The sequence below is a fragment of the Ralstonia sp. Ralssp110 genome, assembly GCF_047325135.1.
Lineage (GTDB): Bacteria > Pseudomonadota > Gammaproteobacteria > Burkholderiales > Burkholderiaceae > Ralstonia > Ralstonia mojiangensis.
The window spans coordinates 1,352,293-1,375,390 of the sequence record NZ_CP168610.1 but is presented as its reverse complement, the minus strand read 5'-3'; the positions used below and the strand labels follow the sequence as shown (position 1 = coordinate 1,375,390).

Here is a 23,098-nt window from a genome sequence, read left to right as displayed (position 1 = left end):
CACCCCTCGCTACCGCGATTGCCAGCGTGCAAGCCACGCCGGGCGTGCAGCCGCATCGAGCCAGTTCTTGACGATCAGCCCAAGCTCCGTGTCGCCCGCAATCTTGAGGCGGCGTTGGAAAAACAGCGTATCTGCGTCGGCAGTGCCGCGAATGAGCGCAACGAAATCGCCCACGCCGGCACGCAACTCCAGTTCGGGTTCGGGGCTTGAAACGGAGAGCGTGTGGAACGCTCCACCGCGGCAGCAAAAGCAGGCGCGCAGGCCGAGGTCTTCCACGGTGATGGCAAAGCGCCGCCCCTCCAGTTCCGGGGGCGGCGTCAGCCAAGACAGGCGCCGGGCCAGATCGAGGCCCAGCACAAACGGGAACGATGTCAGCGGCACCGGCAGGCTGCGCGCCATGCGGACGAGCATTTCGGGTGGGCGGAGTCGCGTCATTGCGGCGCCTCCAGCCATTCAATGCCTGACTGGCCGTGCCAATAGCCGTTGCAGCGTCCCATGCCCTCGGGCGGCTGCACGTCTTGCACGGACTGACCTAAGCGCAGGGCATCCAGTGCAGCCACGGCGTCCAGCGTGCCTTGCGATTGCGGGCTGACACGCAGCACCTTCACGCCCAGCGCAGACAGCGCGGGCGCCTGATCGAGAATGTCGAGACATTGCCCCGATTGCGTCTGGATACCATTGATGGCGAGAAACTCCTGCCCTTCGCGCGTGCGCACGGCCAGGCCATCCGGATGCTCGATGCAGCGGAAGCCGCAGTCGTCCTTGTTGAGGCGAAAGTGCCGCGCCGTAAAGCAGCGTGCAGAAAATGCCAGCGGCAAGCGTCCCCACACCATTGCTTCGATTGCCAAGTCGGCAGGCTTCTCATGCATCAGATCGGCCAGTGTGGCCTGGCTCATCTCCAGCGGCATGACCGCACGCACGGCACCCAGCCCGGCCAGCCATGCCAGTGTCGCGCCGTGATACGCGTTGCAATGCGGCCCTGCAACGAATGGCCGGCCGTTCAGCAACCGCACAGCGCCAAGCTCGCCGGCTTCGACCATCCAGTCGTCCTGCTGACATTGCTTGCGCAACGCCTGCGCCTCGGCACTCGTTTCGATGAGCGTGCGCGTCGACAGCACCACCGACTTGCCGGCCTCGCGCAGCATGGCCGCGATATCGAGCCAGTCGTCCGCTCGCAATTCGTGGCGGCGGCTGCAGACCGTCTCGCCCACGTAGACGATGTCGACAGGGCTGGCGGCGACTTCTGCGTAGAAGTCAAACGTCTGTAGCCGCGGCCAGTAATACAGCAGCGGACCAAGCGAAATTTCGTAGGACATGATGTGCCTTTCTATTTCCAGGGCCGGTCAAACGCGCCTTGCGTGACATGCGCGCCTTCTGCGTGACGCACGAGTGCGGCCTGCCAGTCGGGCTTGACGGAGAAGCGCGCCGGATCCGCCTCTGCCGTGTCCAATGCGTCGCGCAATGTGGCCACCACCTGCGCAACGTACGCCGGACTGCGCTGGCGCCCCTCGATCTTGATTGCCGACACGCCCATGGCGAGCAGCCTGGGCAGCAAGCTGAGCGCATTGAGGCTCGTGGGCTCTTCCAGCACGTGGTCGATCTCGCCGTCGACGAGGAAGCGCCCCTTGCACAGCGTCGGATACCCAGCAGGTTCGCCCGGTGCGTATTGATCGATCATGATGTTGTTCAGGCGGGCATCCAGGCTGCCGTCGCGCTCCACCCAGCGCACCGCATGCGCGGGTGAACACACGCCCTTGTTGTTGGGCGAATCGCCCGTGGCATACGACGACAACAGGCAACGCCCCTCGGCCATCACGCACAGGCTGCCAAAGCCGAACACCTCGATCTGCACCGACGTCTGCTGGATTACGCGTTCGACTTCGGTCAAGGTCAGCACGCGCGGGAGCACAGCGCGGTGAATGCCGAACTGCTCGCGCATCAGCTCGATGGCGCCGGCATGCGTGGCCGAACCCTGCACGGATAGATGCAACCGAAGGTTTGGATAGCGGTCGCGCGCATAGGCCATCAAGCCGGGGTCGGCCAGGATGACGGCATCGGCGCCGAGCATGTAGGCAGCATCGATTGCCATGCGCCACTCAATGGCGCGGCCGGGCTGCGGAAACGTGTTGATGGCAAACAGCACCTGGCGACCTTTCCGATGCGCATATTCAACGCCAGCACGGATGTCACTCTCGGTAAAGTTCAGGCCCGCGAAGTTGCGCGCGTTGGTCGCATTCTTCAAGCCGAGGTAGACGGTGTCGGCCCCGGCCTCCACGGCCGCCTTGAGTGCGGCCAGGCTGCCTGCTGGCGCCACCAGTTCAATGGGGGAAACGTTCTGTGTCATGGTGGCCAGTCTGCAACTTGTCCGCCAATGTGGTTTTGCGTTCCGTCAACCGGGTGCAAACGCTCGCGAGACACGGCGAAACGTCAGCAGCGCCCGGCACAGCATCGCACCCAGCCACACGTGCGACAACGCGAACAGCACGCCAGCAATCACCACCATTCGTTGAGGCTGTAACGGCACCAGCAACAACGCCAGCAACACGAGCAGCAGCAGGCGGGCATGCCAATGCTGTCGGCGCTCGCCGATCAACGTTTGCATAGCCGGCAGCCGCACATGCCGCGGCACCCGCCTACGCAGATGCATCCAGATCATGAACGGGATGATCTTGCCGAGCATCGCATTGACAGGCAGCACGCCGCCACCCACGAGGGCCAGCACGCCCATCTCCCACGCGACGGGCCAGTCTGCTGGCAGCCAAGACGTGGTCAGACCCAGCACGGCAACCACCAGCCAGGCGACGGAAGCGGCCAGCCACAGCCGCCAGCCCGGATCGTGCCGACGACGCGCGCTGCGCAGTGCATGCATGCCCGCCATCGCCAGCGTTGCCAGGGCGAGCCATCCCCATGTCTGCCAAAGCACCGCGCCGCGCCCGACGCTCCACAGAGTGCCAATGATCAGCGGCGCCCACAGCCACCACGGCATCAGCCGATGCCAGCGCTCCGGCAAACGCCGCGTCTGCCAGAACATCGGCAACACTGTCGACGCCACACCCGCGACCAACGTGGCCAGCCAGCCGCCGAGGCCCCAGCCGACATGCAGAGCCAGCAGCCTGGGGGATAGCGCAAACCATCCGCTGGCCAAGGCCGTGGCAAGCGTCGCGCCGCTCACCAGCGTTGCCAACACGGCCCAGCCGATGCAGCGCAGTGTTCGCACCGTCGCATGCGTGCTAGGCGTCTGCACCACGCGCATGCCGGCAAGAATGATCAACGCGGCGGGCACGGCCAGCAGCGGCGACCCCATCCATGCAGCCAGCACGAACGCGCGATGATTTGCGCCCAGGAAACCGGTCGCCAGTGCAGATGCCGTTGCCACGCACGAGAGCGACACCCATGGCGACACCCATCTCGCGCCACGCACAGGCACGCCGGCCACCACGGGAAGCAATTGAAATAGCGCACCGAGCATCGCCGGCAAAAGCACGCCCACGGCCAAGGCATGAACCAGCGCGAGCGACAGCGGCGCGAATCGGTCAGGCAAACCCGCGGATGGCCCCAGCGCTAATAGAAGACCCGCCGCGGCGCCTATCCACGGCACCGGCAGCAGGCAGCCGAACACCACGCCGGCGGGCGGCATGCGTTCGTAGAAAAGCGTGGGTGCAGTTGACATCGGGCCGACCGGATATCTATCCAGCCGACCACGTTAGCGCAGCCGCGTCTGCATGCGCTTGATATGCGTTAAGCGTCAGCGCAGTGTGAATCCGATGGAGCGCCGCTCGCGCAGTTCCGGCTTGATGGAATGCTCCTGTCGCAATTGTGCGAGGAAGGATTCCGGGTCAAGCGTCTCGCCCAACAGCAAAGACTGCTGCTTGACCACCGCAAAATCGCCCGGCGTGAGCATGTCGAGCGACGCCAGCATCTCGCGCCACACAGGCTTGAGCGCCTCAGCTTTGCCGCCCAGCGCTTCCGCAATGAACATCTGCTCGCGCTGCGCACGCACCAGCGGCTTGAAGCGGATCTTGAACGCAAACCGCCGCAGCGCCGCTTCGTCAATCCGATCAAACAAGTTGGTCGTACAGACGAAGATGCCGTCAAAGCGCTCCATGCCCTGCAGCATCTCGTTGACTTCCGACACTTCGTAATTGCGCACCGCACCCTGGCGGCTCTGCATGAAACTGTCCGCCTCGTCGAGCAGGAGCAGTGCACGCTCCTCTTCGGCTCGCGAAAACATCGCTGCAATCTGCTGCTCGGTTTCGCCGACGTACTTGCTCATCAAGTCCGACGCACGGCGAATCATCAACGGCATGTCGAGCTGCGCAGCAATGTGTTCGGCCAGCACCGTCTTGCCCGTGCCCGGCGGCCCGTAGAAGCACAGCGTGCCGCGTCGCCGCACGCGCAGCGCTTCGATGATGCGCTCGACGGAAAACCGCGTCTCCAGGTTCAGATAATCCAGCTTGTATTCAGTCACGACGCGATGCGCCTGCACGTCTGGCCGCAAGCCCATCGCCTGATCCGCGTGGTCGAGCTGACGCTCGATCAGTGATTCGGCGGACTCTTCCATTGCCGGCTGCGTCAGGCGCGCAAAGCGTGCGGCAGAATCGATTTGCGCAGGTGTGAGCGTCTTGCGCGCCGCCAGCTTGGCCATGAACGCGTCCGACACCTCCAGCCCCTCCAGGTGCTTGCGGATGATGCTCTCGCGCACCGTCGCCGGCGGCACCTTCAGCTCAAGATGGAACTGGAAACGGCGCAGGTATGCCGGGTCGATCTGGCGGATGGAATTCGACACCCAGATCACCGGCACGGGGTTCTGCTCCAGCGTCTGGTTCACCCACGCCTTGCCGTTGACGGAGCACCGCGGCTCTTCGTGGCCGAAGAGGCTCATCAGCTCACGCGTCGGGCCGGGGAATACGTCTTCCACCTCGTCGAACAGCAGTACCGCGCCGGGCCGCCCGCGCAGGAACGCCTGCGACACCTGCAGCGAGCGGTAGCGGTCTTTGCCCGTGAGGCTGTTGCCATCCTTGTCGAGGCAATCCACTTCGTACAGTTCGCAACCGGCGTCACGCGCCAGCACTCGGGCCAGTTCCGTCTTGCCGGTACCAGGCGCGCCGTACAGCAGGATGTTGACGCCCGAGGCGCGCTGCTGCGACGCGTTCTCCAACAGCGCGGTCAGGTAGCGCGCGTCGGTTTCCACATGCGGGTAATCGGACTGCGACAGCGTGGTCGGCGGTGCCGGGCGCGTGAAGACGGCCATCATGTCCGCCTCGCTAGCGTAGTCGCCCAGCAGCACGTGCAGCAGGCGGTCGGAGATGCGCATCAGATCGCCCAGGTCGGTGACGCTGTTCTCCGGCAGCGGCGGTTCGATGAGACCCAGCGTCTCCAGCCGCGAACCGGGCCGCAATGACGCAGCAACTTCGGACGTGCTTGCGCCCGCCAGGCTGGCGAGCAGCTGGAACGCTTCCTGGCTGTGCGCGACCTTGCAATCGACCATCACTGCGCGCAGATCGCGCTTGTATTTCACCAGGGAGGCAAACAGCAGCAGCGCGCGTTCGTGCGGCGGCAGGCCGAGCACGCGGGCCAGCATGTCGATGTTGCCGACCAGCAGGACACGTTCACCGGAGAGCCGCTCGCCCAGCGCATCGCACGACGCGCCGAACACGGTGAACATGTCCTTGGCGTGATGCTTGACGTACTCGTCGAGGTAATAGAAGAGCGAGCCTTCATCGAAGGCGCTGCTCCACTGGCCGTGGCGGTCCATAAAGGTGGGCAGGTCGAGCTTGCCGACCGCGCGCCAGCCCGGCATGTCGGCGCAGCGTGCAGAGAGAAAGCGCTGCAGCCGCTGGATGACCGTCACGGGCCAGATCAGCTCCGGCGCACACACGGTGAGGATGTCATTGATATTGGTGCGCAGGTTGAAGCGCAGGCCCATCGCGCAGACCGTGCGCAGCGCAAATTGCGCGCACATGGAATCCAGCGACGACAACAGCAGCGCCTGCGGCTGCCTGCCGCCCGTGGGGACGAACGTGCCATCGTCGTCAGCGTCGTCCATGTTGAGGTTGGCTTCATCCATGGTCGCCCCCTTCTTCCCCGTTTCACGGTTGGCCGGCCGGTCACCGTGTTTGAATGATTTTCATCCTAGCGCGTTTGCGCACACAGCGTACCCCGGGTGGACCCGTGTCTTTGCAAGTTGCGAGCCCGCAGCGCCTCGAATGGCCAACCGCCTGCACAGGCAGTTTCTCGCCATCAGCCGTCTGGACGTGAGCCTCACCCCACGAAAGAGAGGGAATTTGCGCGCAAATAGGAATCATTATCGTTTATACTTTGCCTATCGACCCAATAGGCTGAACGCAAACTGTGCTCGGTTGTCGCAACACTGTTGCAGTTGCGGGCCTACAATACCTGTCACGCTGGCGGCGACCCCGCCGGCTTCAACGCTAGGCGCCATGGAATTGCTCCTGAGTCTGCTCATCAGCATTGGGGTTTCATTGATTGTTTTCGGCAAGCGCTGACGCTGCGCCGCTTTCGTTGTTCATCCCACCACCATCGCATTGCATTCCTTTTTTCTGCTTTCGATTCCCGGTCGTTGATGATTCACCCTCGTACTCTCAAGATTCTGGTGGTCGTGCTGTTGCTGCACGCGGGCGTGCTGATGCTGATCCAGCTTGGCTTGATCGCCCCGCGCCCGCCTGTCGAAGAACCGCTCGAAATCCAGGCGCACATCATTCCGGCCGCGCCTGAGCCGATCAAGCAACCGGAGCCGCCCAAGCAGCAGCCGGTCAAGCAAGAGGCGCCCAAGCCCGTCAACATCGTCAAGCCGGTCGCGCAACCCAAGCCCACGCCGATGCCGACGCCCACGCTGCCGCCGTCGGACAACGCGCCCGTGGTGCCTGCCGCACCGCCCACGCCGCCGGCACCGGCTCCAGAACCTGCTCCCGCACCGGCACCGGTTTCATCTGGCCCGATCAGCGTCGGTATCAACGACATCCAATGCAGCGATCCGCCGCTCGTCTATCCCAGCATGTCGCAGAAAATGGGCGAGGAAGGCCGCGCCATGGTCAAGATCTCCATCGGCACGGCCGGTGAAGTCACCAACGTGGCGGTCATCTCGTCGTCCGGCTCGCCGCGCCTTGACCGTGCTGCCACCGACGCCGCGCGTGCCATCAAGTGCAGCCCTTACAAGCAGAACGGCCATGCCGTGCCCGTGGTGGCCAGCAAGCCGTTCGTCTTCAAGCTCGATAACTAATTCGATCCCGCTTCTCGCTTAGCCTCTCGCTCAATTCAGGACATTCATCATGCAGGAACTCGGTCTTTCCCACCTCTGGACACAAGGCGATATCGTCACCCGCGCCACGGCGATTCTGCTGCTCATCATGTCGCTCGCCTCGTGGATCGTCATCTTCACCAAGGCGTGGGACATCGTGCGTCTGAAGTCGATGGCGCAAGGCGCTGAAAAGCGTTTCTGGCACTCGGACGATTTCGATCACGCCATGCAGACGCTGGGCTCGGCCAAGGACAACCCGTTCCACACGCTGGCGCAGACCGGCCGCGAGGCCGCGCAGCATCACCGCGCGAGCCAGCCGCAGCTGCACGATGTGATGGACATCTCCGACTGGATCACGCGCTCGCTCAAGAGCGCCATCGATGAGGCCGTGGGCCAGATGCAATCGGGCTTGGCTGTGCTGGCATCGGTCGGCTCAACTGCACCGTTCGTCGGCCTCTTCGGCACGGTGTGGGGCATCTATCACGCCCTGCTCGGCATCGGCGCCGTGGGCGTGCCGACCATCGACAAGGTGGCTGGCCCTGTGGGTGAATCGCTCATCATGACGGCCTTCGGTCTGGCCGTCGCCATTCCGGCGGTGCTCGGCTACAACGCGCTCACGCGCGGCAACAAAGCCATCATCGCCAAGCTCAACCGCTTCGCGCACGATCTGCACGCCTACTTCGTGACAGGCGCGCGCCTGCGCCCGGGCGCTTCGCGTGATGAAGCCGGCGTGCGTCTGGCGGCAGTCAAGCAGCAGTAAGGAGCGGCCATGTCCTTCGGATCTTTCGACAGCGACGACGAGGTGATGAGCGAGATCAACATGACGCCGCTGGTCGACGTCATGCTGGTGCTGCTGATCATCTTCATCATCACCATTCCGGTAATCAACCACGCGGTGAAGATCGACCTGCCGCGCGCATCCAACAAACCCGACGACGCCAAGCCGCAAAGCGTGAACGTCGAGATCAACGCAGACGGCCAGGTGTTCTGGAACAACCAGCCCGTTGACGAAGCGACGCTGCAGGCCGACATCGCGCAGGCCGCGCAGCAGCAGCCGCAGCCGGAAATGCACCTGCGCGCTGACCGCAACGTGCGCTACGAGCGCGTGGCGCAGGTGATGGCCTCCATCCAGCGGGGCGGCCTGTCGCGCATTGGTTTCGTGACGGAGCCGCAGCACTAAGGCGGCATCACCACGTTGCCCGACCGCCGTTCTCGCAGAACGTCCGGCGTCGCGGCACGGCTGGCTCACAGCACATCTACACGACCGGGCCTCGCGCCCGGTTTTGTTTTTTCAGGCGTGGATCAGCACATCGTCAGTCCACGCTTGTAATGATAACGATTCTCATTTAATCTATTTGGCATTCGCTGGAGACCCTTTGCCAGCCAACGTCTCAGCCCATGCTTCCGCCCGCCAGGACATCGCCATGAACGCTTCCGAACACCAAGACGCAGGACGTACCGTGACCCGCCGTCGTCACGTCATCGTCGCCCGTAAGCAGCCCGCTGACCTGAACACCGCTGCCGCAACGCCCGCGGCCCAGACCGTTCGCGATATGCCAGTCGCCACCATCGGCGACACGCGGACGATGACTTCTGAACAACTCTTTGCCGGTCAGAACGCCGTGGCCATACGCCACAACGGCGCAATCTACACGCTGCGCGTGACGCGCTTCGGCAAGCTGATTCTGACCAAGTAACACTGCAACACGCACCGGCTTTTGTGGGGACGTCTCTCTCAGGAGACATTCGGCCGTAGCCAGCCGTCGTCATTCCGCATTGCCGGACGACTGCCAGCCAAGCCCTTCTTTCTCCCCACCGCGCCCAAAGAGAAAGGGCGCGACCTCCGCCGCGCCCTTCCCTTTAAATCTGTTGCGTGATCGCGTATCAGCAAATCACGTTCACAGCGGCGATACCCGCCTTGGCGATCACGACATCCTCGGTCGACTTCACGCCCGACACACCGACCGCACCGGCGCAGACGCCTTCCACCATCACCGGCACGCCACCTTCGAGCATGCCCTGCAGATGCGGCGCCGACAGGAACGAGATGCGACCGTTGTTGATGATGTCTTCGTAGATCTTCGACTCGCGACGGCCCAGCGCTGCGGTACGCGCCTTTTCCGGAGCGATGTATGCCGAGATGGTGGCGCAGCCGTCCATGCGGCGCAGGCCCATCAGATGGCCGCCATCGTCTACCACGGCGATCGTCACGTTCCATTGGTGCACACGCGCTTCTTTCTCGGCAGCGTCCAGGATCTTGGTGACATCGTCCTGGCACAGGCACGGTTTCGTTTTCATGACGTTCTCCTTGGTGGTTGTAATGCAATGGCGCAAGGGCTGCACAGAGCCCGTATTAGGCGAAAGTATGCCACTGGCATCGACCGCTTCCACGACTCTTCCTGAACCAATGACGCAAAAGAGCCGATACATTCCTGCGCTTCAGTATGGTTGAGGATCGTTCCGCTTGCGCCGTACGCCAGCGTTTCGCGGGACGTTGCGGGCCGACGTTAACACGAGGCTTCGTCAGAAAGATGCACAAAGAAAAAGCCCGGGTATCGCCCGGGCTTGATGTTGCGATGCGACAGCGCCTGCCGCTCTTCCTTTACGGCTGGCGATCGGTGCAGGCGCCATCGGTGTACGGGTCGGCGCGTTCCATTTTCGCGCCATCGGTGTACGGATCAGCGCGACTTACCTTGGCACCGTCGGTGTACGGATCGGCGCGGCTCACCTTGTGGTTGGTCTGATACGGATCGATCGACCCGGCGTGTGCGACCGCCGCGCCTAGCGCCAGGGCCAAGCCGCTTGCGGCCGCAACCAGGGTGCGCGTTGCAAAGCGTTGCGTGGTGACTTGCATGAGGACTCCTTTGGTCATGACACTGCGAACATGACGTGCGCCGCTGCGGCACACGTGTCCGCGTCGTTCACGCGGACGTCATATCGACCGGGTAGCGGGCGCCCAGTTCTGCACCGCGCTGCTTTGTCACGGGGCGGTGGCGCGCTTACCCGTCATCCAAATCCACGCACATGCCGTGCCACACGGGCACCTGCCGTCTAAGAAAAAAGGCTCCCGAAGGAGCCTTTCTCTTGGCGGGTGCGCCGCTTAGCGCCAGTGGCCCCAGTGACGGCCATCGTACCAGCGATAACGCGGGCCCCAACGGTACCAGCCTGCGCCCACCACAACAGGTGCCGGGCCGTAAGCGGGCGGACCGTAATACACGGGCGCCGGGGCGTAATACGCCGGCGGCGGTGGCGCGTAGTAGACCGGAGGCGGAGGCGGCGGTGGGTAGTACACCGGTGCAGGGGCCACATACACAGGGGCCACCGGCACGCCAAACCCGATGCCGACGCTCACGTGCGCCGACGCCATCTGCGGCACGGCCAGCACTGCCAGTGCGGCTGCACCTGCAATCCACAGCACATTGCGTCGAATCATCTTCATCACCTGCAGCTGAAGCGCCGGGCGAATCCGTAGCCGGCGCGAAATACGGTATCTGTATTGTATTCAGAGCCGCTGACACAGGTGATACGGTGCTGGCGAATTAGTAACAGAACGTAACGCCACACCACCCACAAGGGACGCTCCGTCAGTCAAGCACGGGGCTGCAGTCGAACTCGCCGGAGGCGATCATCGCCTCGGCATACGCTCGCGCGGCTTCCAGCGCGCTCGCCGCACTCGGATACGTATTCGCCGATTCGCGCACGGTTGTACGGGCTAAGAGGGTCTCACCGTTGCTGGCGCGCAGGATGCTCACTTCGGCGCGCCAGGCTTGCGGCGAGAGTTCATAGGCAGATACCTCGATTTTGCAGTCGTCTCGGAAAGTCATGTGTCCTCCGGTTTGTATTGGATAGGCCTAGCTTCGTGTCAATGCACGAAAAGCCAGATCACCAGCAACACAAGCGCGGGAACACCCAAGAGCCACGCAACGAGATAGGGCATGACAACCTCCTACATGTTGATAGGCATGTAGGAAGTGTAAAGACGCGCGCACGGACAGAGTGTCGACCTCCGCCCGCGCCCTTTTGTAGGACTGTACCGAAATGACTGTCGGCCCACGCCGACGCTTCTCACCCGTACAGAGGAGCCTTAATGTGCCGCACCGTCCTTGACGGCTACGTCACTTGGCCTCAGGAATCGGCTCGCACCGCGTCTTCCGCCGCCTCTGCGGCGGCTACTTCCAGGCCGACCGATGCTTTGAAGAAATTCACGGCTGCCTCGGCGCCAGGAGGCGCAGCGTCCACTAGGTTCTCCGCGACGAAGCCCCATTGGCGACGGACTTCATCACCGTGACGCTGCAAGGCGCGGGCGATCCCATTTTGGGTCTCCACGCCGATCTCAACAAAGTTGCGCGTATAGCCGGAGACGCGTTCGCCGGCAGGTTGCAGATAACGCGCTTGTGCGTTCCACCATTGGCCGGCGTCCTGCGCACCCGCAGCGTCGTGCAGGCAGTGCTCCGTCTCGCCAAGACCGGTCTTGAGGGCCTGCAGATTGAGCCCGATCAGGCGATTGACGCCGTTCACGGCCTCTTCCGTGACGGCCATCCAGGTTTCGAGCTGTGATCGTTGCAGAACGCCGAGTTGCTCCAGAGTCATCATGTCGGTTACTCCCTCGTGAGATCGGTAAATACGTCCAGCATGTGCCGGGCGTTTCAGTGTAGCTGCGCGCGACGCCGATTTCCTTGACCTCACCCGTTTGTCCTACATACGTTTCGGACGTCTTCGCCTGCGGTGCCGGCCATGTGCGCGTTAGAGTCGAACGCCTCATTCACCAAACCACGGAGTCACGATGAAACGTCTCGCCGCTGCCCTGATCGCTAGCGCCACCATTGCCGCCACACCGCAGGCTTTCGCGCAGGTCGCGGGCCACGCTGCGCTAGGGGTATCCGTTACCGAACTCGATGCCGTCATCAAAGGCGTGAGTGTGAAGAAGCAGGTGCTCGGCAAGCCGGTCTACAACGAGGGCAAGGAGAAGGTCGGCAATGTGCAGGACTTGATCGTGACGCCCGAGAATGCCGTCTCGTTCGCTATCGTTGGTGCGGGCGGCTTCGTGGGCGTGGGCCGTCATGACGTGGCCATTCCCGTGAATCAGTTCCAGTACGACCAAGGCAGGATTGTGCTGCCGGGCGCGACCAAAGACGCCATCAAGGCGCTGCCCGAATTCAAGTACGAGCGTCAGCCAAAGCCTGCCAAGGCCTGATGCCCGGGGGAACTTTGTCCTCCGCAGCCGCGCTGAAGGTGTGGGAATCGGCTGACACGCCTTTCAGGCAACCTGACCTGCACATACTGGCCTGCGTGTTCTTGAATGAAGATACACAGACGACAAAAGGAGTTTGTTATGCGTGCCTTCGTATCCTTGATTCTGGCGGCCGCATTGGCATCCGTCAGCGGATGCGCGGACATGACGCCAAAGCAGCGCAATACTGCGCTAGGCGCAGCCGCAGGTGGTGTCGCCGGGGCGGCCATCTGGGGCGGTCCGGGCGCCACGCTGGGTGGTGCGGCACTGGGTGGCGTTGTCGGTAACGCCGTCACCAAGTAGCCCCCAGGCGCGCAGCGATGCGCGCGCTGCAAGCTCGGGCCAGGCCATATCGCCTGGCCCTTTTTGTTGCCTGAGAGCGGCGCACTGCCATTGCACATTCCCCTCATACGCATATGCGAATGCCGGCGCATAATCGGCGTTTTGCAACGGAGGCAATGTGCGATACGAGCAAGAGGGTTTTGGCGTGAGCAGCACACCGATCCTGCGCGTCGAGGGCCTGCGCAAACGTTACGGTGACCAGACGGTCGTCGACAACCTGAGCTTTAGCGTCCGGCGCGGCCAGTGCTTCGGCCTGCTCGGCCCCAACGGCGCCGGCAAGACCACCACGCTGCGCATGCTGCTCGGCATGACGATGCCCGATGCGGGCAGTCTGAGACTGTGCGACGAGCCCGTTCCCGAAGCCGCGCACCGTGCGCGCATGCGCGTAGGCGTGGTGCCGCAGTTCGACAACCTCGATCCTGATTTCTCCGTCTCGGAAAACCTGCGCATCTTCGGACGCTACTTTGGCCTGTCGTCCGCCACCATCCGCGAGCGCATTCCTACCCTGCTGGAGTTCGCGCGGCTCGAACAGAAAGCCGATGCGCCTGTACGCGCGCTCTCGGGCGGCATGAAGCGGCGGCTGACGGTCGCGCGCGCGCTGATCAACGATCCCGACATCCTCGTCATGGACGAGCCCACCACGGGGCTCGACCCGCAAGCGCGGCACCTGATCTGGGAGCGCCTGCGCTCATTGCTCGCCGCCGGCAAGACCATCTTGCTGACCACGCATTTCATGGAAGAAGCCGAGCGCCTGTGCGATGAGCTCTGCGTGATCGACAACGGCCGGAAGATCGCGCAAGGCAAGCCTCAAGAACTCATCGCGCGCGAAATCGGCTGCGACGTCGTTGAAGTCTATGGTGACGACCTCAACGCCCTGCGCACGCTGCTCACACCGCTCGCTGACCGCGTCGAAACCAGCGGCGAGACACTCTTCTGCTATGCACGCGATCCGCAGCCGCTGGTGGCCGCGCTGCGCACGCAGGCAGAAACGCACACCATGCCTGGGCTGCGCTACCTGCACCGCCGGGCCAATCTCGAAGATGTGTTCCTGCGCCTGACCGGCCGCGAAATGCGTGATTGAGAGAACCGCCCATGTCCACTGAAACCGCACTCACTCCAACGCAGAAACAGGCCTTTCCGCAGCCGCTGCTGCCACTGAACTTCCGCAACTGGCAGTACGTCTGGCTGCGCAACTTCATGGTGTGGCGCAAGCTGGCCATTCCATCGATGGCCGGCAACCTGGCCGACCCAATGATCTACCTGTTCGGTCTGGGTCTCGGGCTCGGCCTGCTCGTCGGGCGCGTTGACGGCGTGTCGTATATCGCCTTCCTGGCGGCCGGCACCGTGGCGTCCAGCACGATGATGTCGGCGAGCTTTGAGGCGATGTACTCCGCGTTTTCGCGCATGCATGTGCAACGCACGTGGGAGGCGATTCTGTACGCGCCGCTCAGCCTGGGCGACGTCGTCCTCGGCGAGCTGTTCTGGGCTGCCAGCAAGTCCGTGCTCTCAGGCCTGGCGATCATGTTGGTCGCGGGGGCGCTCGGGTATGCGTCGATGCCGCAGGCGCTGCTGGCTCTGCCCGTCATCGTGCTGACCGGCTTCACCTTTGCCTGCTTGGCGATGAACATGACGGCGCTTGCGCCCAACTACGACTTCTTCATGTTCTACCAAACGCTGGTGATCACGCCGATGATGCTGCTCTCGGGCGTGTTCTTCCCGCTGTCGCAACTGCCGGCGCCCGTGCGCGCGGCGACGAGCGTGCTGCCATTGCCGCACGCGGTGGACCTGATCCGCCCGCTGATGCTGGGTCGCACGCCCGACAACATCCTGCTGCACCTTGGCGTGCTGGTGCTGTACGCCGTGGCCGCGCTGCTGCTTTGTCTGTGGCTGCTCCGCCGTCGCATGCTCAAGTAAGGCACGATCGCAACGCCCAACAAAAAAGCCCGTCGCAATGACGGGCTTTTCTTTTGCTGCGTTCGAGATTTACTCGTTCACGGCAGAGCGCTGCAGGTGCAGCTGCGTACGCGGATCATCGTTCTGCGCATTCTCACGGTCGGCTTTGGCCGAGCTGTTGCGCGCGGCCTCCAGACGATCGAGGTAAGCCTCATCAATGTCGCCCGTCACGTACTTGCCGTCAAAGCACGAGGCGTCGAAATCCTTCAGCGCAGGATTGACGTCGCGTACGGCACGCTTCATGTCTTCCACGTCCTGGTACACCAGCTGGTCTGCGCCGATGATCTTGGCGATCTCTTCGTGCGTGCGGCCATAAGCGACCAGTTCGCCGCGCGTCGGCATGTCGATACCGTACACGTTCGGGAACTTCACCGGCGGCGCAGCCGAAGCGAAGATCACCTTCTTCGCACCGGCATCGCGCGCCATCTGCACGATCTCCGACGACGTCGTACCCCGCACGATGGAGTCGTCGACGATCAGCACGTTCTTGTCCTTGAACTCGATCGCCATGGCGTTGAGTTTCTGGCGCACGGACTTCTTGCGCACCGCCTGGCCCGGCATGATGAAGGTGCGGCCCACGTAGCGGTTCTTGAAGAAGCCTTCGCGATACGGCACGCCCAGGTGGTTGGCCACTTGCATGGCGGCCGGACGCGACGAATCCGGAATCGGCATCACCACGTCGATCTTGTCGGTCACCTCGCGCTTGATCTTCTCGGCGAGGTAATCGCCCATGCGCAGGCGTGCGTCGTACACCGACACGCCGTCCATGCGGGAATCCGGACGGGCGAGGTACACGTATTCAAAAATGCATGGTGAAAGCACCGGGTTCGCGGCGCACTGCTTGGTGTGCAGCTTGCCCTCGAGATCGATGAAGATGGCTTCGCCGGGGGCCACATCGCGCTCGAACTTGAAGCCGATGCCTTCCAGCGCCACCGATTCCGAGGCAACCATGTATTCGATGTCGCCATCCGGCGTTTCCTGGCTTCCCAGTGCAAGCGGGCGGATGCCGAACGGGTCACGCACAGCCAGCACGCCGTAGCCGGAAATCTCGGCAGCGATGGCATACGAACCGCGCACACGACGGTGCAGGCCTTCCACCGCCGTGAAGATGGAATCGCGATTCAGCGGGATGTCGTTGCTGGCGCGTTGCAGCTCGTCGGCCAGCACGTTGAGCAGCACTTCGGAGTCGGACTGCGTGTTGATGTGGCGGCGGTCACGCCGGAACATCTCGTCGCGCAGTTGATCCGAGTTCGTCAGGTTGCCGTTGTGTGCCAGCACGATGCCGAACGGCGCGTTGACATAGAACGGTTGGGCCTCTTCCTCGCTGGAGGAACCTGCGGTCGGATAGCGCACTTGACCGATGCCGCTCGTACCCGGCAGACCGCGCATGTTGCGCGTGCGGAACACGTCACGCACCATGCCGTTGGCCTTGTGCATGTGGAAAGTGCTGCCTGAAGCGGTGGCAATGCCCGCCGCGTCTTGCCCGCGATGTTGCAGGAGCAACAGACTGTCGTAGATCAGCTGATTGACGGGCGTGGCTGAAACCACCCCAACGATACCGCACATGTCGAACTCCAGCGAGAACGTATTTGGTGGCGCCCACACCCGTTGCGGGCGCCGAAAAAGCTTCCCGGATTGCCTAGCTTGTGGCCAGACGCTCCAGATCAATAGTGAACATACTTCGCGACATCCGGTGGCAACAACGGCTTGGCTGCCTGTGCTGCCTGCTCCGCGTAAGGCCTTGTCATCGCATCGCGCCAGAACGGCTGCTCAGGCAGGCTGGTAAAACCGGCCACCGTCATCAGTACGAGGATGATCACGCCACCGCGTGCCAACCCGAACACCATACCCAGACCGCGATCCGCCGGCTTGAGCCCCGCGCTCGCCAGGGCCGCCGAGAGCAGCGCACCCACCAGCGAAGATGCAATCACCGTCACGATAAACAGTAGGACGAAACCGAGAACGGTGCGTGCGACCGGGCCGCCCGGCAGCGATTCCGGCATCCAGCCGGCCGCCACGCCTGAAAACGTGTATGCCACCCACGCCGCAAACAACCACCCGAGCAGCGCCAGCACTTCGCGGATCAGCCCCCGAAACAACCCAATCAGCGCCGACGTGACGATGATGAACAGCACGCCGTAGTCAAAGAAAGTCGGTTGCATCTGGCAGCGGCTCGGATTGACTGGCGTGGAATGCAGCGGGGTGAATCAGCAAACTTGGCGAGCGCGCTATGTACACGTTCGACCGCATTGTCATTGCTGCACGAGCTTCGGCGTCAGGCCGATCTGCTCGGCACGCTTCTGCGCCGCCTCGGCGGATGCACGATCGTTGAACGGACCCGCTCGCAGCAAGGCCAGATCGCCCTTCTCAGGCACCTTCTTGTGTTCGATGTAACCCGGAATCTTCTCGCTCTTGAGCTTGCCCAGCCAATTTCGGGCGCGGTCTTCGGAAGCGAACGCGCCAATCAGGAGAATGAACTTGCCGCCGTTGGCATCGGTGCTCGCTGCGGCCGTTTGCTGTGTGGGCTGGGCTGCCGGTTGGGCAGGTTTCGCTGTGGGCTTCGATTCAGCAGGTGGCGTCAGACTGGCGACAGGCTTGGGCGGTGTCGTCGGTTTGGTTGCAGCCGGCGGGTTCTGAGCCTCCGACGGCGCGTCGTCGCTCGCAACCACCTCTTCGCCTTGGTCAAGCGCCTGCGCCTGATCGGTCGACGAGGCTGCCGGACGCGACGCGGAACGCCGGCTGGCGACCTTCGGCTCATCGGTCGAGGCCTTGGCGCCACGATCAACCGGCTGATCCTGGATCTGCACGGCCACGGCATCGGTCACGGGGCGCGGCTTGGCATCAAACACGAGGGGCAACACGATGACGGCAGCGCCAACCAGCACCAAGGCGCCGATCAGCCGACGGCGAGCGCGTTGCTTTTGCGGGAGTTCGGGATCAAGGCCGTCGTCGTCATCGTCGGTGCGACGGGAGGCGCGGCTGCGAGCAGTGGACGATGTGCGCGAACCACGCACCGCATCGCGAGCGACATCGGCAGCACTGCCGGCGGCTGCGCCGCGTGTGCGTTCGCCTTCAGCGTTCTTGCGGGAGGAAAAGATGGAAAACAGTCCCATGAGGGCCCCGGTTTTAGTGCGCGCGACTCTTGCGCTCCGCCAGCACGCCGGCAACGGTGTAGAACGATCCGAAGACCACGATTCTATCATCCTCGGTCGCCCGCTCCATGGCGTTGCGATAGGCTGTGGCGGGATCGCTGAATGTGCTCACGCTCGATTCCTTGCCTGCGCGGAAACCGCAGTCGGCCAGCGCCTGCGCCAGGCTTGCAGCGCTCGCGGCGCGCGGCGTCGGCAAGTCGGTCAGGCACCAGTGATCGACCTTGTCGAGCATGTGCCCGAGCACACCCGCGATGTCCTTGTCCTGCATCGCACCGAACACCGCGTAGGTGTAGCGGTAAAAACCCATGTTCTCGAGGTTCTGGCCCAGCGCAGCCGACGCGTGCGGGTTATGCGCAACGTCCAGGACGACGGACGGACGGCCCGGCAAGACCTGGAAGCGCCCCGGCAACACCACCTGCGACAACCCCAGACGCACGTCCTGCGCCGAGATCGGCAACCGGTCGCGCACTGATTCCAAAGCCGCCAGCGCGGCCGAAGCGTTCAGCAACTGGTTTGCCCCGCGCAATGCCGGATACCCGAGGCTAGGCCAACGGCGCCCGCGGCCGCTAAAGCCCCACTGCTGCTTGTCACCTTGGAAATTGAAATCGCGGCCGATCAGCCAAAGATCTGCGCCAATGGCCTCGGCGTGCTCCACCAGGGAAATTGGCGGCACCGGGTCAGCGCAGATCGCCGGCTTGCCCGCGCGAAAGATGCCGGCTTTCTCAAAGCCGATCGCCTCGCGGGTATCGCCCAGGTAGGCCATGTGATCGAGATCGACGCTGGTAATGATGGCGCAATCGGTATCGATGATGTTAACCGCATCCAACCGGCCGCCCAGGCCGACTTCCAGGATCACCGCATCAAGGCCTGCATTGGCGAACAGATGCATGATCGCCAGCGTGGTGAATTCGAAATAGGTCAGGCTGACGGGCTCGGGGAAGCTGCAGCGCGCACGCTCCACCGCGTCAAAGTGCGGCAGCAACATCGCGTCTGTGGCGATCTCCCCATTCACGCGAGCACGCTCGTTAAAGTCGATCAGGTGCGGCGAAGTATGGCAACCCACCTTGTAGCCGGCCGCCAGCAGGATCGCCTCCAGCATCGCGCAGGTCGAGCCCTTGCCATTGGTGCCGCCCACCGTGAAGACGACTGACTTCAATTCCAGCCCGAGCGCCTCGCGCACGCGACTGATGCGGGCCAAGCCCATGTCGATGCCGACCGGGTGTGCGGTTTCCAGGTGGGCCAGCCAGTCGGGCAACGTGTCGAATGTAGGCATGCGAAATAGGTGGCGCGGCTTCAGGAAATGGGCCGCGCAAAAACAAGAAGCGCGGACTCACGCCCGCGCTTCGGTTCAACAGATGTGCTGCATCAGGCCAGTGCGTCGGCCGGTTGCTTCTGCAGGAGCGCCAGGAGCTCGGCGATCTCGCGGCGCATGTTGCGGCGGTCGACAATCATGTCGATGGCGCCCTTCGTCAGAAGGAACTCAGCGCGCTGGAAGCCTTCCGGCAGCTTTTCCCGAACGGTCTGCTCGATCACGCGCGGGCCGGCAAAGCCGATCATTGCCTTGGGCTCGGCGATCACCACGTCGCCCATGAAGGCGAAGCTGGCAGACACACCGCCCGTGGTCGGGTCGGTCAGCACGCTGATGAACGGCAGCTTGGCTTCCGCCAGCTTCTGGACCATCGCAGTGGTCTTGGCCATTTGCATGAGCGACAGCAGGCTTTCCTGCATGCGCGCACCGCCCGACGCCGTCACACAGATGAACGGAACCTTCTGTTCCAGCGCCATCTGTGCACCACGCGCGAAACGCTCGCCCACTACAGAGCCCATCGAGCCCGTCATGAACTCGAACTCGAAGCAAGCTACCACCACCGGCAGCGCATGGATTGCGCCGCCCAGCACGACCATGGCATCGGTCTCGCCGGTGTTGTCCATGGCCGCCTTGATGCGGTCGGGGTACTTTTTGCTGTCCTTGAACTTGAGCGCGTCGACCGGAAGGATCTCCTGGCCCAACTCATAGCGGCCCTCGGCGTCCAACAGCGCGTCCAGACGGGCACGCGCGCCAATGCGCATGTGATGATCGCACTTGGGGCAGACGTGCAGATTGGCTTCGACGTCGGTACGGTACAACACCGACTCGCAGGCCGGGCATTTGACCCAGAGGCCTTCCGGAATGCCCTTGCGTTGCGACGGATCGGTCTGTTGGATCTTGGGCGGAAGCAGTTTGTCCAGCCAGCTCATGCGTGCTCCTTGAATGCAGTGTCGCCGAGATCAGGCGTCGAGCGCCTGGCGAATCTCTGCGATGAAATCAGTCAAGTATTGTACCGCTTGTTCGCGAGGTGCTTCTTCAAGCAATTGCACAATGCGGGATCCGATGACTACCGCATCCGCCACACCGCTGATCGCGCGTGCTGTTGCCGCATCACGGATACCAAACCCGACACCCACCGGCAACCGCGCGTGCTGGCGAATTTGCGGAATGCGCGCGGCGACCGCGTCCAGGTCGATGGTGGCCGCGCCTGTCACGCCTTTAAGCGACACGTAGTAGATGTAGCCGCTCGCCACGCGGGCAATCTGGGCGATGCGCGCCTCGGTGGACGTGGGCGCCAACAGGAAGATTGGATCGATGCCGGCGGCGCGCATGGTCTTGGCAAAGGCCTCGCACTCTTCGGGCGGATAGTCGACCACCAGCACGCCGTCGACACCCGCTTCGGATGCGGCCTTGGCAAAGGCATCCACGCCCATGCGTTCGATCGGGTTGGCGTAGCCCATGAGCACCACGGGCGTCGTTGAATCCGTGGTGCGGAATATGCGCACATAGTCCAGCACCGTGCGCAGGCCCACCTTCTTGGCCAATGCGCGCTCCGACGCACGCTGGATGACAGGGCCGTCGGCCATCGGGTCTGAGAACGGCACGCCCAGTTCGATGACGTTGGAGCCGCCCTTGACCAGCGCGTGCATCAGGTCGACGGTCATCTCGGGGTACGGATCGCCGGCCGTGATGAACGGAATCAGGCCTTTGCGGCCCTGCGCAGAGAGTTGTGAGAAGGTTTGAGCAATGCGGGACATAGCGGGATCAGTGTGTCAGGCGACCTTGATGGTGGCGGGCGCCGGAGATTCAGTCGGTTGGGCGGCAAATTCGGCGGCGGCATGCACAGCAGCCACGCGCTCGCGTGCCACGCGGCAATAGTCGGCGTTGATCTCGAAGCCGGCGAAGCGGCGGCTGAGCCTTGCACACGCGGCAGCCGTCGTGCCACTGCCCAGGAACGGGTCCAACACCAGGCCGCCCGGCGGGCAGCTTGCCAGGATCATGCGCTCCACCAGTTCCAGTGGCTTCTGTGTCGGATGCTCAGCGCGCTCCGGGTCTTGCCGGTGCAGGCGCGACACGCTCCACACGTCTTTCGGGTTGTAGCCGACTTCCAGCCACTTCTTGCCCTCGAAACGCTTGCGGCTGCGCGCCTTCTTCGTCTCGGCATCGTACGGAATGCGCACGGCGTCGACATCGAAGTAGTAATCGCGCGAAGCAGCAAAGAAACCGATGTTGTCGTGCACCGACGAGAACTTGCGCGTGCTGCCGCCCATGCTGGGCACGCGGCGATCCCAGATGATCTCGTTGACCATCGTGAGGCGCCGCTTAAGCATGACGAACAGTTCCGGCGCGTATTGCCACGTGCAGAACAGGTAGAGCGATCCGTTGCGCGCCAGCTTCGGCCGCACCGCATCGATCCAGCGCTCGGACCAGGCGAGGTACGCGTCGCCCGACAGCTTGTCGGAGTCGTTGCCGTAATCCTTGCCCAGCCCGTACGGCGGATCGGCGATGACGAGGTCCACGCTGCCGTCGGCCAGATGCCCGACCCCGGTAATGCAGTCCTCGTTGAAGATGCCGTCGATGGCGCGCTCGGTCATGCGTGTGCCAGTGCCGTTAGAGTTTGATGCCGGAGAATTCGGCGACGGTATGCATGTCCTTGTCGCCACGGCCGGACAGGTTCACCAGCAGGATCTTGTCCTTGGGTAGCGTCGGCGCCAGCTTGCACGCATACGCCAGCGCATGGCTCGATTCCAGCGCCGGGATGATGCCCTCCATGCGGCACAGGTCGTGGAAGGACTGCAGCGCTTCCTTGTCGGTAATGCCGACGTATTCCGCGCGCTTCACATCTTTCAACCACGCGTGTTCCGGACCGACGCCCGGATAATCGAGCCCGGCCGAGATCGAATGCGTCTCGATGATCTGGCCGTCTTCATCCTGCAGCAGATAGGTGCGGTTGCCGTGCAGCACGCCCGGCGAGCCACCCGTGAGCGACGCGGCGTGGCGACCAGTCTCGATGCCCTCGCCTGCTGCTTCCACCCCGATCAGCTTCACGTCGGCATGGTCAATGTACGGGTAGAAGATGCCCATGGCGTTGGAGCCGCCGCCCACGCAGGCGATGACGGCATCGGGCTGACGCCCGGTCATCTCCGGCATCTGCACTTTGCATTCCTCGCCGATCACAGCCTGGAAGTCGCGCACCATCATCGGATACGGGTGCGGGCCTGCCACCGTGCCGATGATGTAGAAGGTGTCGGCCACGTTGGTCACCCAGTCGCGCATCGCTTCGTTCAGTGCGTCCTTGAGCGTACGCGAGCCGGACTCCACCGGCACCACGGTCGCGCCCAGCAGCTTCATGCGATACACATTGGCGGCCTGGCGGCGCACGTCTTCGCTGCCCATGTAGACGACGCATTCCATGCCGTAGCGCGCAGCGATCGTGGCGGTGGCCACGCCGTGCTGGCCGGCACCGGTTTCAGCAATCACGCGTGGCTTGCCCATGCGGCGTGCCAGCAGCGCTTGGCCGATCACGTTGTTCACCTTGTGCGCGCCGGTGTGGTTCAAGTCTTCGCGCTTGAGGTAGATCTGCGCGCCGCCGCAGTGTTCGGTCAGGCGGCGTGCGTGATAGATGGGCGACGGACGGCCAACGAAATGCTTCAGCTCGTATTCGTATTCCTTGACGAATTCGGGATCGTGCTGGTAACGCGCGTAGGCGTCGCGCAATTCATCGAGCGCGTGAGACAGCGTTTCCGCAACGAAGGTACCGCCGTAGGGGCCGAAATGGCCGTGGGCGTCGGGCAGGTTGTACATGGCAATCTCTCGAGGCATCCGCCGAGGTCAGGTTGAAGACCTGTCGGCGG

At 63.5% G+C, this 23,098-nt stretch carries 26 protein-coding genes; 8 read left to right on the top strand and 18 right to left on the bottom strand.

Annotated elements, in window-relative coordinates:
* Nucleotides 1-9: 9 nt before the first annotated feature.
* The 5 genes from ubiT to ACEN9T_RS15265 form a co-directional block, all read right to left on the bottom strand.
* Nucleotides 10-435: a ubiquinone anaerobic biosynthesis accessory factor UbiT gene (gene ubiT / locus ACEN9T_RS15285; RefSeq protein WP_092969707.1), complete on the bottom strand. Its 426-nt coding sequence runs from the start codon at nt 433-435 to the stop codon at nt 10-12.
* Nucleotides 432-1,316: a U32 family peptidase gene (locus ACEN9T_RS15280; protein ID WP_092969705.1), complete on the bottom strand. Its 885-nt coding sequence runs from the start codon at nt 1,314-1,316 to the stop codon at nt 432-434. The genes ubiT and ACEN9T_RS15280 overlap by 4 nt, the downstream gene beginning before the upstream one ends.
* An 11-nt stretch (nt 1,317-1,327) precedes the next feature.
* Nucleotides 1,328-2,344, bottom strand: coding sequence for a ubiquinone anaerobic biosynthesis protein UbiU (gene ubiU, locus ACEN9T_RS15275; protein WP_413708168.1), 1,017 nt, complete (start codon nt 2,342-2,344; stop codon nt 1,328-1,330).
* 45 nt (nt 2,345-2,389) lie between these two features.
* Nucleotides 2,390-3,670 (bottom strand): hypothetical protein, encoded by a 1,281-nt coding sequence (locus ACEN9T_RS15270; RefSeq protein ID WP_413708167.1) that lies wholly within the window; start codon nt 3,668-3,670, stop codon nt 2,390-2,392.
* Nucleotides 3,671-3,745: 75 nt separating this feature from the next.
* Nucleotides 3,746-6,067, bottom strand: a complete 2,322-nt coding sequence (locus tag ACEN9T_RS15265) for an AAA family ATPase (protein ID WP_413708166.1) — start codon at nt 6,065-6,067, stop codon at nt 3,746-3,748.
* A 516-nt stretch (nt 6,068-6,583) separates the two neighbouring features.
* Here ACEN9T_RS15265 and ACEN9T_RS15260 point away from each other — a divergent pair.
* The 4 genes from ACEN9T_RS15260 to hemP all read left to right on the top strand — a co-directional run bounded on the left by ACEN9T_RS15260 (nt 6,584) and on the right by hemP (nt 8,955).
* The gene (locus tag ACEN9T_RS15260; protein ID WP_413708165.1) at nt 6,584-7,240 is read left to right on the top strand and encodes an energy transducer TonB; all 657 of its coding nucleotides are present in this window, start codon (nt 6,584-6,586) and stop codon (nt 7,238-7,240) included.
* Nucleotides 7,241-7,289: 49 nt separating this feature from the next.
* Complete coding sequence (locus ACEN9T_RS15255) at nt 7,290-8,018, top strand: MotA/TolQ/ExbB proton channel family protein (RefSeq protein WP_092969695.1); 729 nt, start codon at nt 7,290-7,292, stop codon at nt 8,016-8,018.
* 9 nt (nt 8,019-8,027) lie between these two features.
* Nucleotides 8,028-8,438 (top strand): ExbD/TolR family protein, encoded by a 411-nt coding sequence (locus ACEN9T_RS15250; protein ID WP_024975369.1) that lies wholly within the window; start codon nt 8,028-8,030, stop codon nt 8,436-8,438.
* A gap of 244 nt (nt 8,439-8,682) precedes the next feature.
* Complete coding sequence (gene hemP / locus ACEN9T_RS15245) at nt 8,683-8,955, top strand: hemin uptake protein HemP (protein WP_092970693.1); 273 nt, start codon at nt 8,683-8,685, stop codon at nt 8,953-8,955.
* A gap of 187 nt (nt 8,956-9,142) precedes the next feature.
* On the opposite strand, the gene ACEN9T_RS15240 is transcribed toward hemP, so the two are convergent.
* From ACEN9T_RS15240 to ACEN9T_RS15220, 5 genes are all read right to left on the bottom strand, one after another.
* Nucleotides 9,143-9,556, bottom strand: a complete 414-nt coding sequence (locus ACEN9T_RS15240) for a GlcG/HbpS family heme-binding protein (RefSeq protein ID WP_413708164.1) — start codon at nt 9,554-9,556, stop codon at nt 9,143-9,145.
* Nucleotides 9,557-9,860: 304 nt separating this feature from the next.
* Nucleotides 9,861-10,112 (bottom strand): hypothetical protein, encoded by a 252-nt coding sequence (locus ACEN9T_RS15235; RefSeq protein WP_413708163.1) that lies wholly within the window; start codon nt 10,110-10,112, stop codon nt 9,861-9,863.
* Nucleotides 10,113-10,358: 246 nt separating this feature from the next.
* Entirely contained in the window at nt 10,359-10,697 is a 339-nt protein-coding gene (locus tag ACEN9T_RS15230; protein WP_175537053.1) for a hypothetical protein, read from the bottom strand.
* A 145-nt stretch (nt 10,698-10,842) separates the two neighbouring features.
* Nucleotides 10,843-11,082, bottom strand: coding sequence for a hypothetical protein (locus ACEN9T_RS15225; protein ID WP_092969692.1), 240 nt, complete (start codon nt 11,080-11,082; stop codon nt 10,843-10,845).
* A gap of 301 nt (nt 11,083-11,383) precedes the next feature.
* Entirely contained in the window at nt 11,384-11,851 is a 468-nt protein-coding gene (locus ACEN9T_RS15220; protein ID WP_139219325.1) for a phasin family protein, read from the bottom strand.
* 190 nt (nt 11,852-12,041) lie between these two features.
* Between ACEN9T_RS15220 and ACEN9T_RS15215 the strand changes: the two genes are divergently transcribed.
* From ACEN9T_RS15215 to ACEN9T_RS15200, 4 genes are all read left to right on the top strand, one after another.
* On the top strand, nt 12,042-12,452 hold the full coding sequence (locus ACEN9T_RS15215) for a PRC-barrel domain-containing protein (protein WP_413708162.1): 411 nt from the start codon (nt 12,042-12,044) through the stop codon (nt 12,450-12,452).
* 138 nt (nt 12,453-12,590) lie between these two features.
* Nucleotides 12,591-12,791: a glycine zipper 2TM domain-containing protein gene (locus ACEN9T_RS15210; RefSeq protein ID WP_004634401.1), complete on the top strand. Its 201-nt coding sequence runs from the start codon at nt 12,591-12,593 to the stop codon at nt 12,789-12,791.
* Nucleotides 12,792-12,948: 157 nt separating this feature from the next.
* Nucleotides 12,949-13,911, top strand: coding sequence for a nodulation factor ABC transporter ATP-binding protein NodI (gene nodI, locus ACEN9T_RS15205; RefSeq protein WP_413708161.1), 963 nt, complete (start codon nt 12,949-12,951; stop codon nt 13,909-13,911).
* An 11-nt stretch (nt 13,912-13,922) separates the two neighbouring features.
* The gene (locus tag ACEN9T_RS15200) at nt 13,923-14,744 is read left to right on the top strand and encodes an ABC transporter permease (RefSeq protein WP_092969686.1); all 822 of its coding nucleotides are present in this window, start codon (nt 13,923-13,925) and stop codon (nt 14,742-14,744) included.
* Nucleotides 14,745-14,813: 69 nt separating this feature from the next.
* Here ACEN9T_RS15200 and purF read toward each other — a convergent pair whose 3' ends face one another.
* From purF to trpB, 8 genes are all read right to left on the bottom strand, one after another.
* On the bottom strand, nt 14,814-16,349 hold the full coding sequence (purF, locus tag ACEN9T_RS15195) for an amidophosphoribosyltransferase (RefSeq protein WP_092969684.1): 1,536 nt from the start codon (nt 16,347-16,349) through the stop codon (nt 14,814-14,816).
* A gap of 98 nt (nt 16,350-16,447) precedes the next feature.
* Nucleotides 16,448-16,945 carry a CvpA family protein gene (locus ACEN9T_RS15190; protein WP_413708160.1) on the bottom strand — a complete coding sequence of 166 codons (498 nt, stop codon included), beginning with the start codon at nt 16,943-16,945 and terminating at the stop codon, nt 16,448-16,450.
* Nucleotides 16,946-17,035: 90 nt separating this feature from the next.
* Nucleotides 17,036-17,896, bottom strand: a complete 861-nt coding sequence (locus ACEN9T_RS15185) for an SPOR domain-containing protein (RefSeq protein ID WP_413708159.1) — start codon at nt 17,894-17,896, stop codon at nt 17,036-17,038.
* Between the two features lie 13 nt (nt 17,897-17,909).
* A complete protein-coding gene (gene folC, locus ACEN9T_RS15180; RefSeq protein WP_413708158.1) occupies nt 17,910-19,208 on the bottom strand; it encodes a bifunctional tetrahydrofolate synthase/dihydrofolate synthase in 1,299 nt (432 codons plus the stop codon).
* 92 nt (nt 19,209-19,300) lie between these two features.
* Entirely contained in the window at nt 19,301-20,173 is an 873-nt protein-coding gene (gene accD / locus ACEN9T_RS15175) for an acetyl-CoA carboxylase, carboxyltransferase subunit beta (RefSeq protein ID WP_092969676.1), read from the bottom strand.
* Between the two features lie 30 nt (nt 20,174-20,203).
* Nucleotides 20,204-21,001, bottom strand: coding sequence for a tryptophan synthase subunit alpha (gene trpA, locus ACEN9T_RS15170; RefSeq protein ID WP_413708157.1), 798 nt, complete (start codon nt 20,999-21,001; stop codon nt 20,204-20,206).
* A gap of 15 nt (nt 21,002-21,016) precedes the next feature.
* Nucleotides 21,017-21,838: a DNA-methyltransferase gene (locus ACEN9T_RS15165; protein ID WP_413708156.1), complete on the bottom strand. Its 822-nt coding sequence runs from the start codon at nt 21,836-21,838 to the stop codon at nt 21,017-21,019.
* A gap of 16 nt (nt 21,839-21,854) precedes the next feature.
* A complete protein-coding gene (trpB, locus tag ACEN9T_RS15160) occupies nt 21,855-23,048 on the bottom strand; it encodes a tryptophan synthase subunit beta (protein WP_413708155.1) in 1,194 nt (397 codons plus the stop codon).
* Nucleotides 23,049-23,098 lie beyond the last annotated feature (50 nt).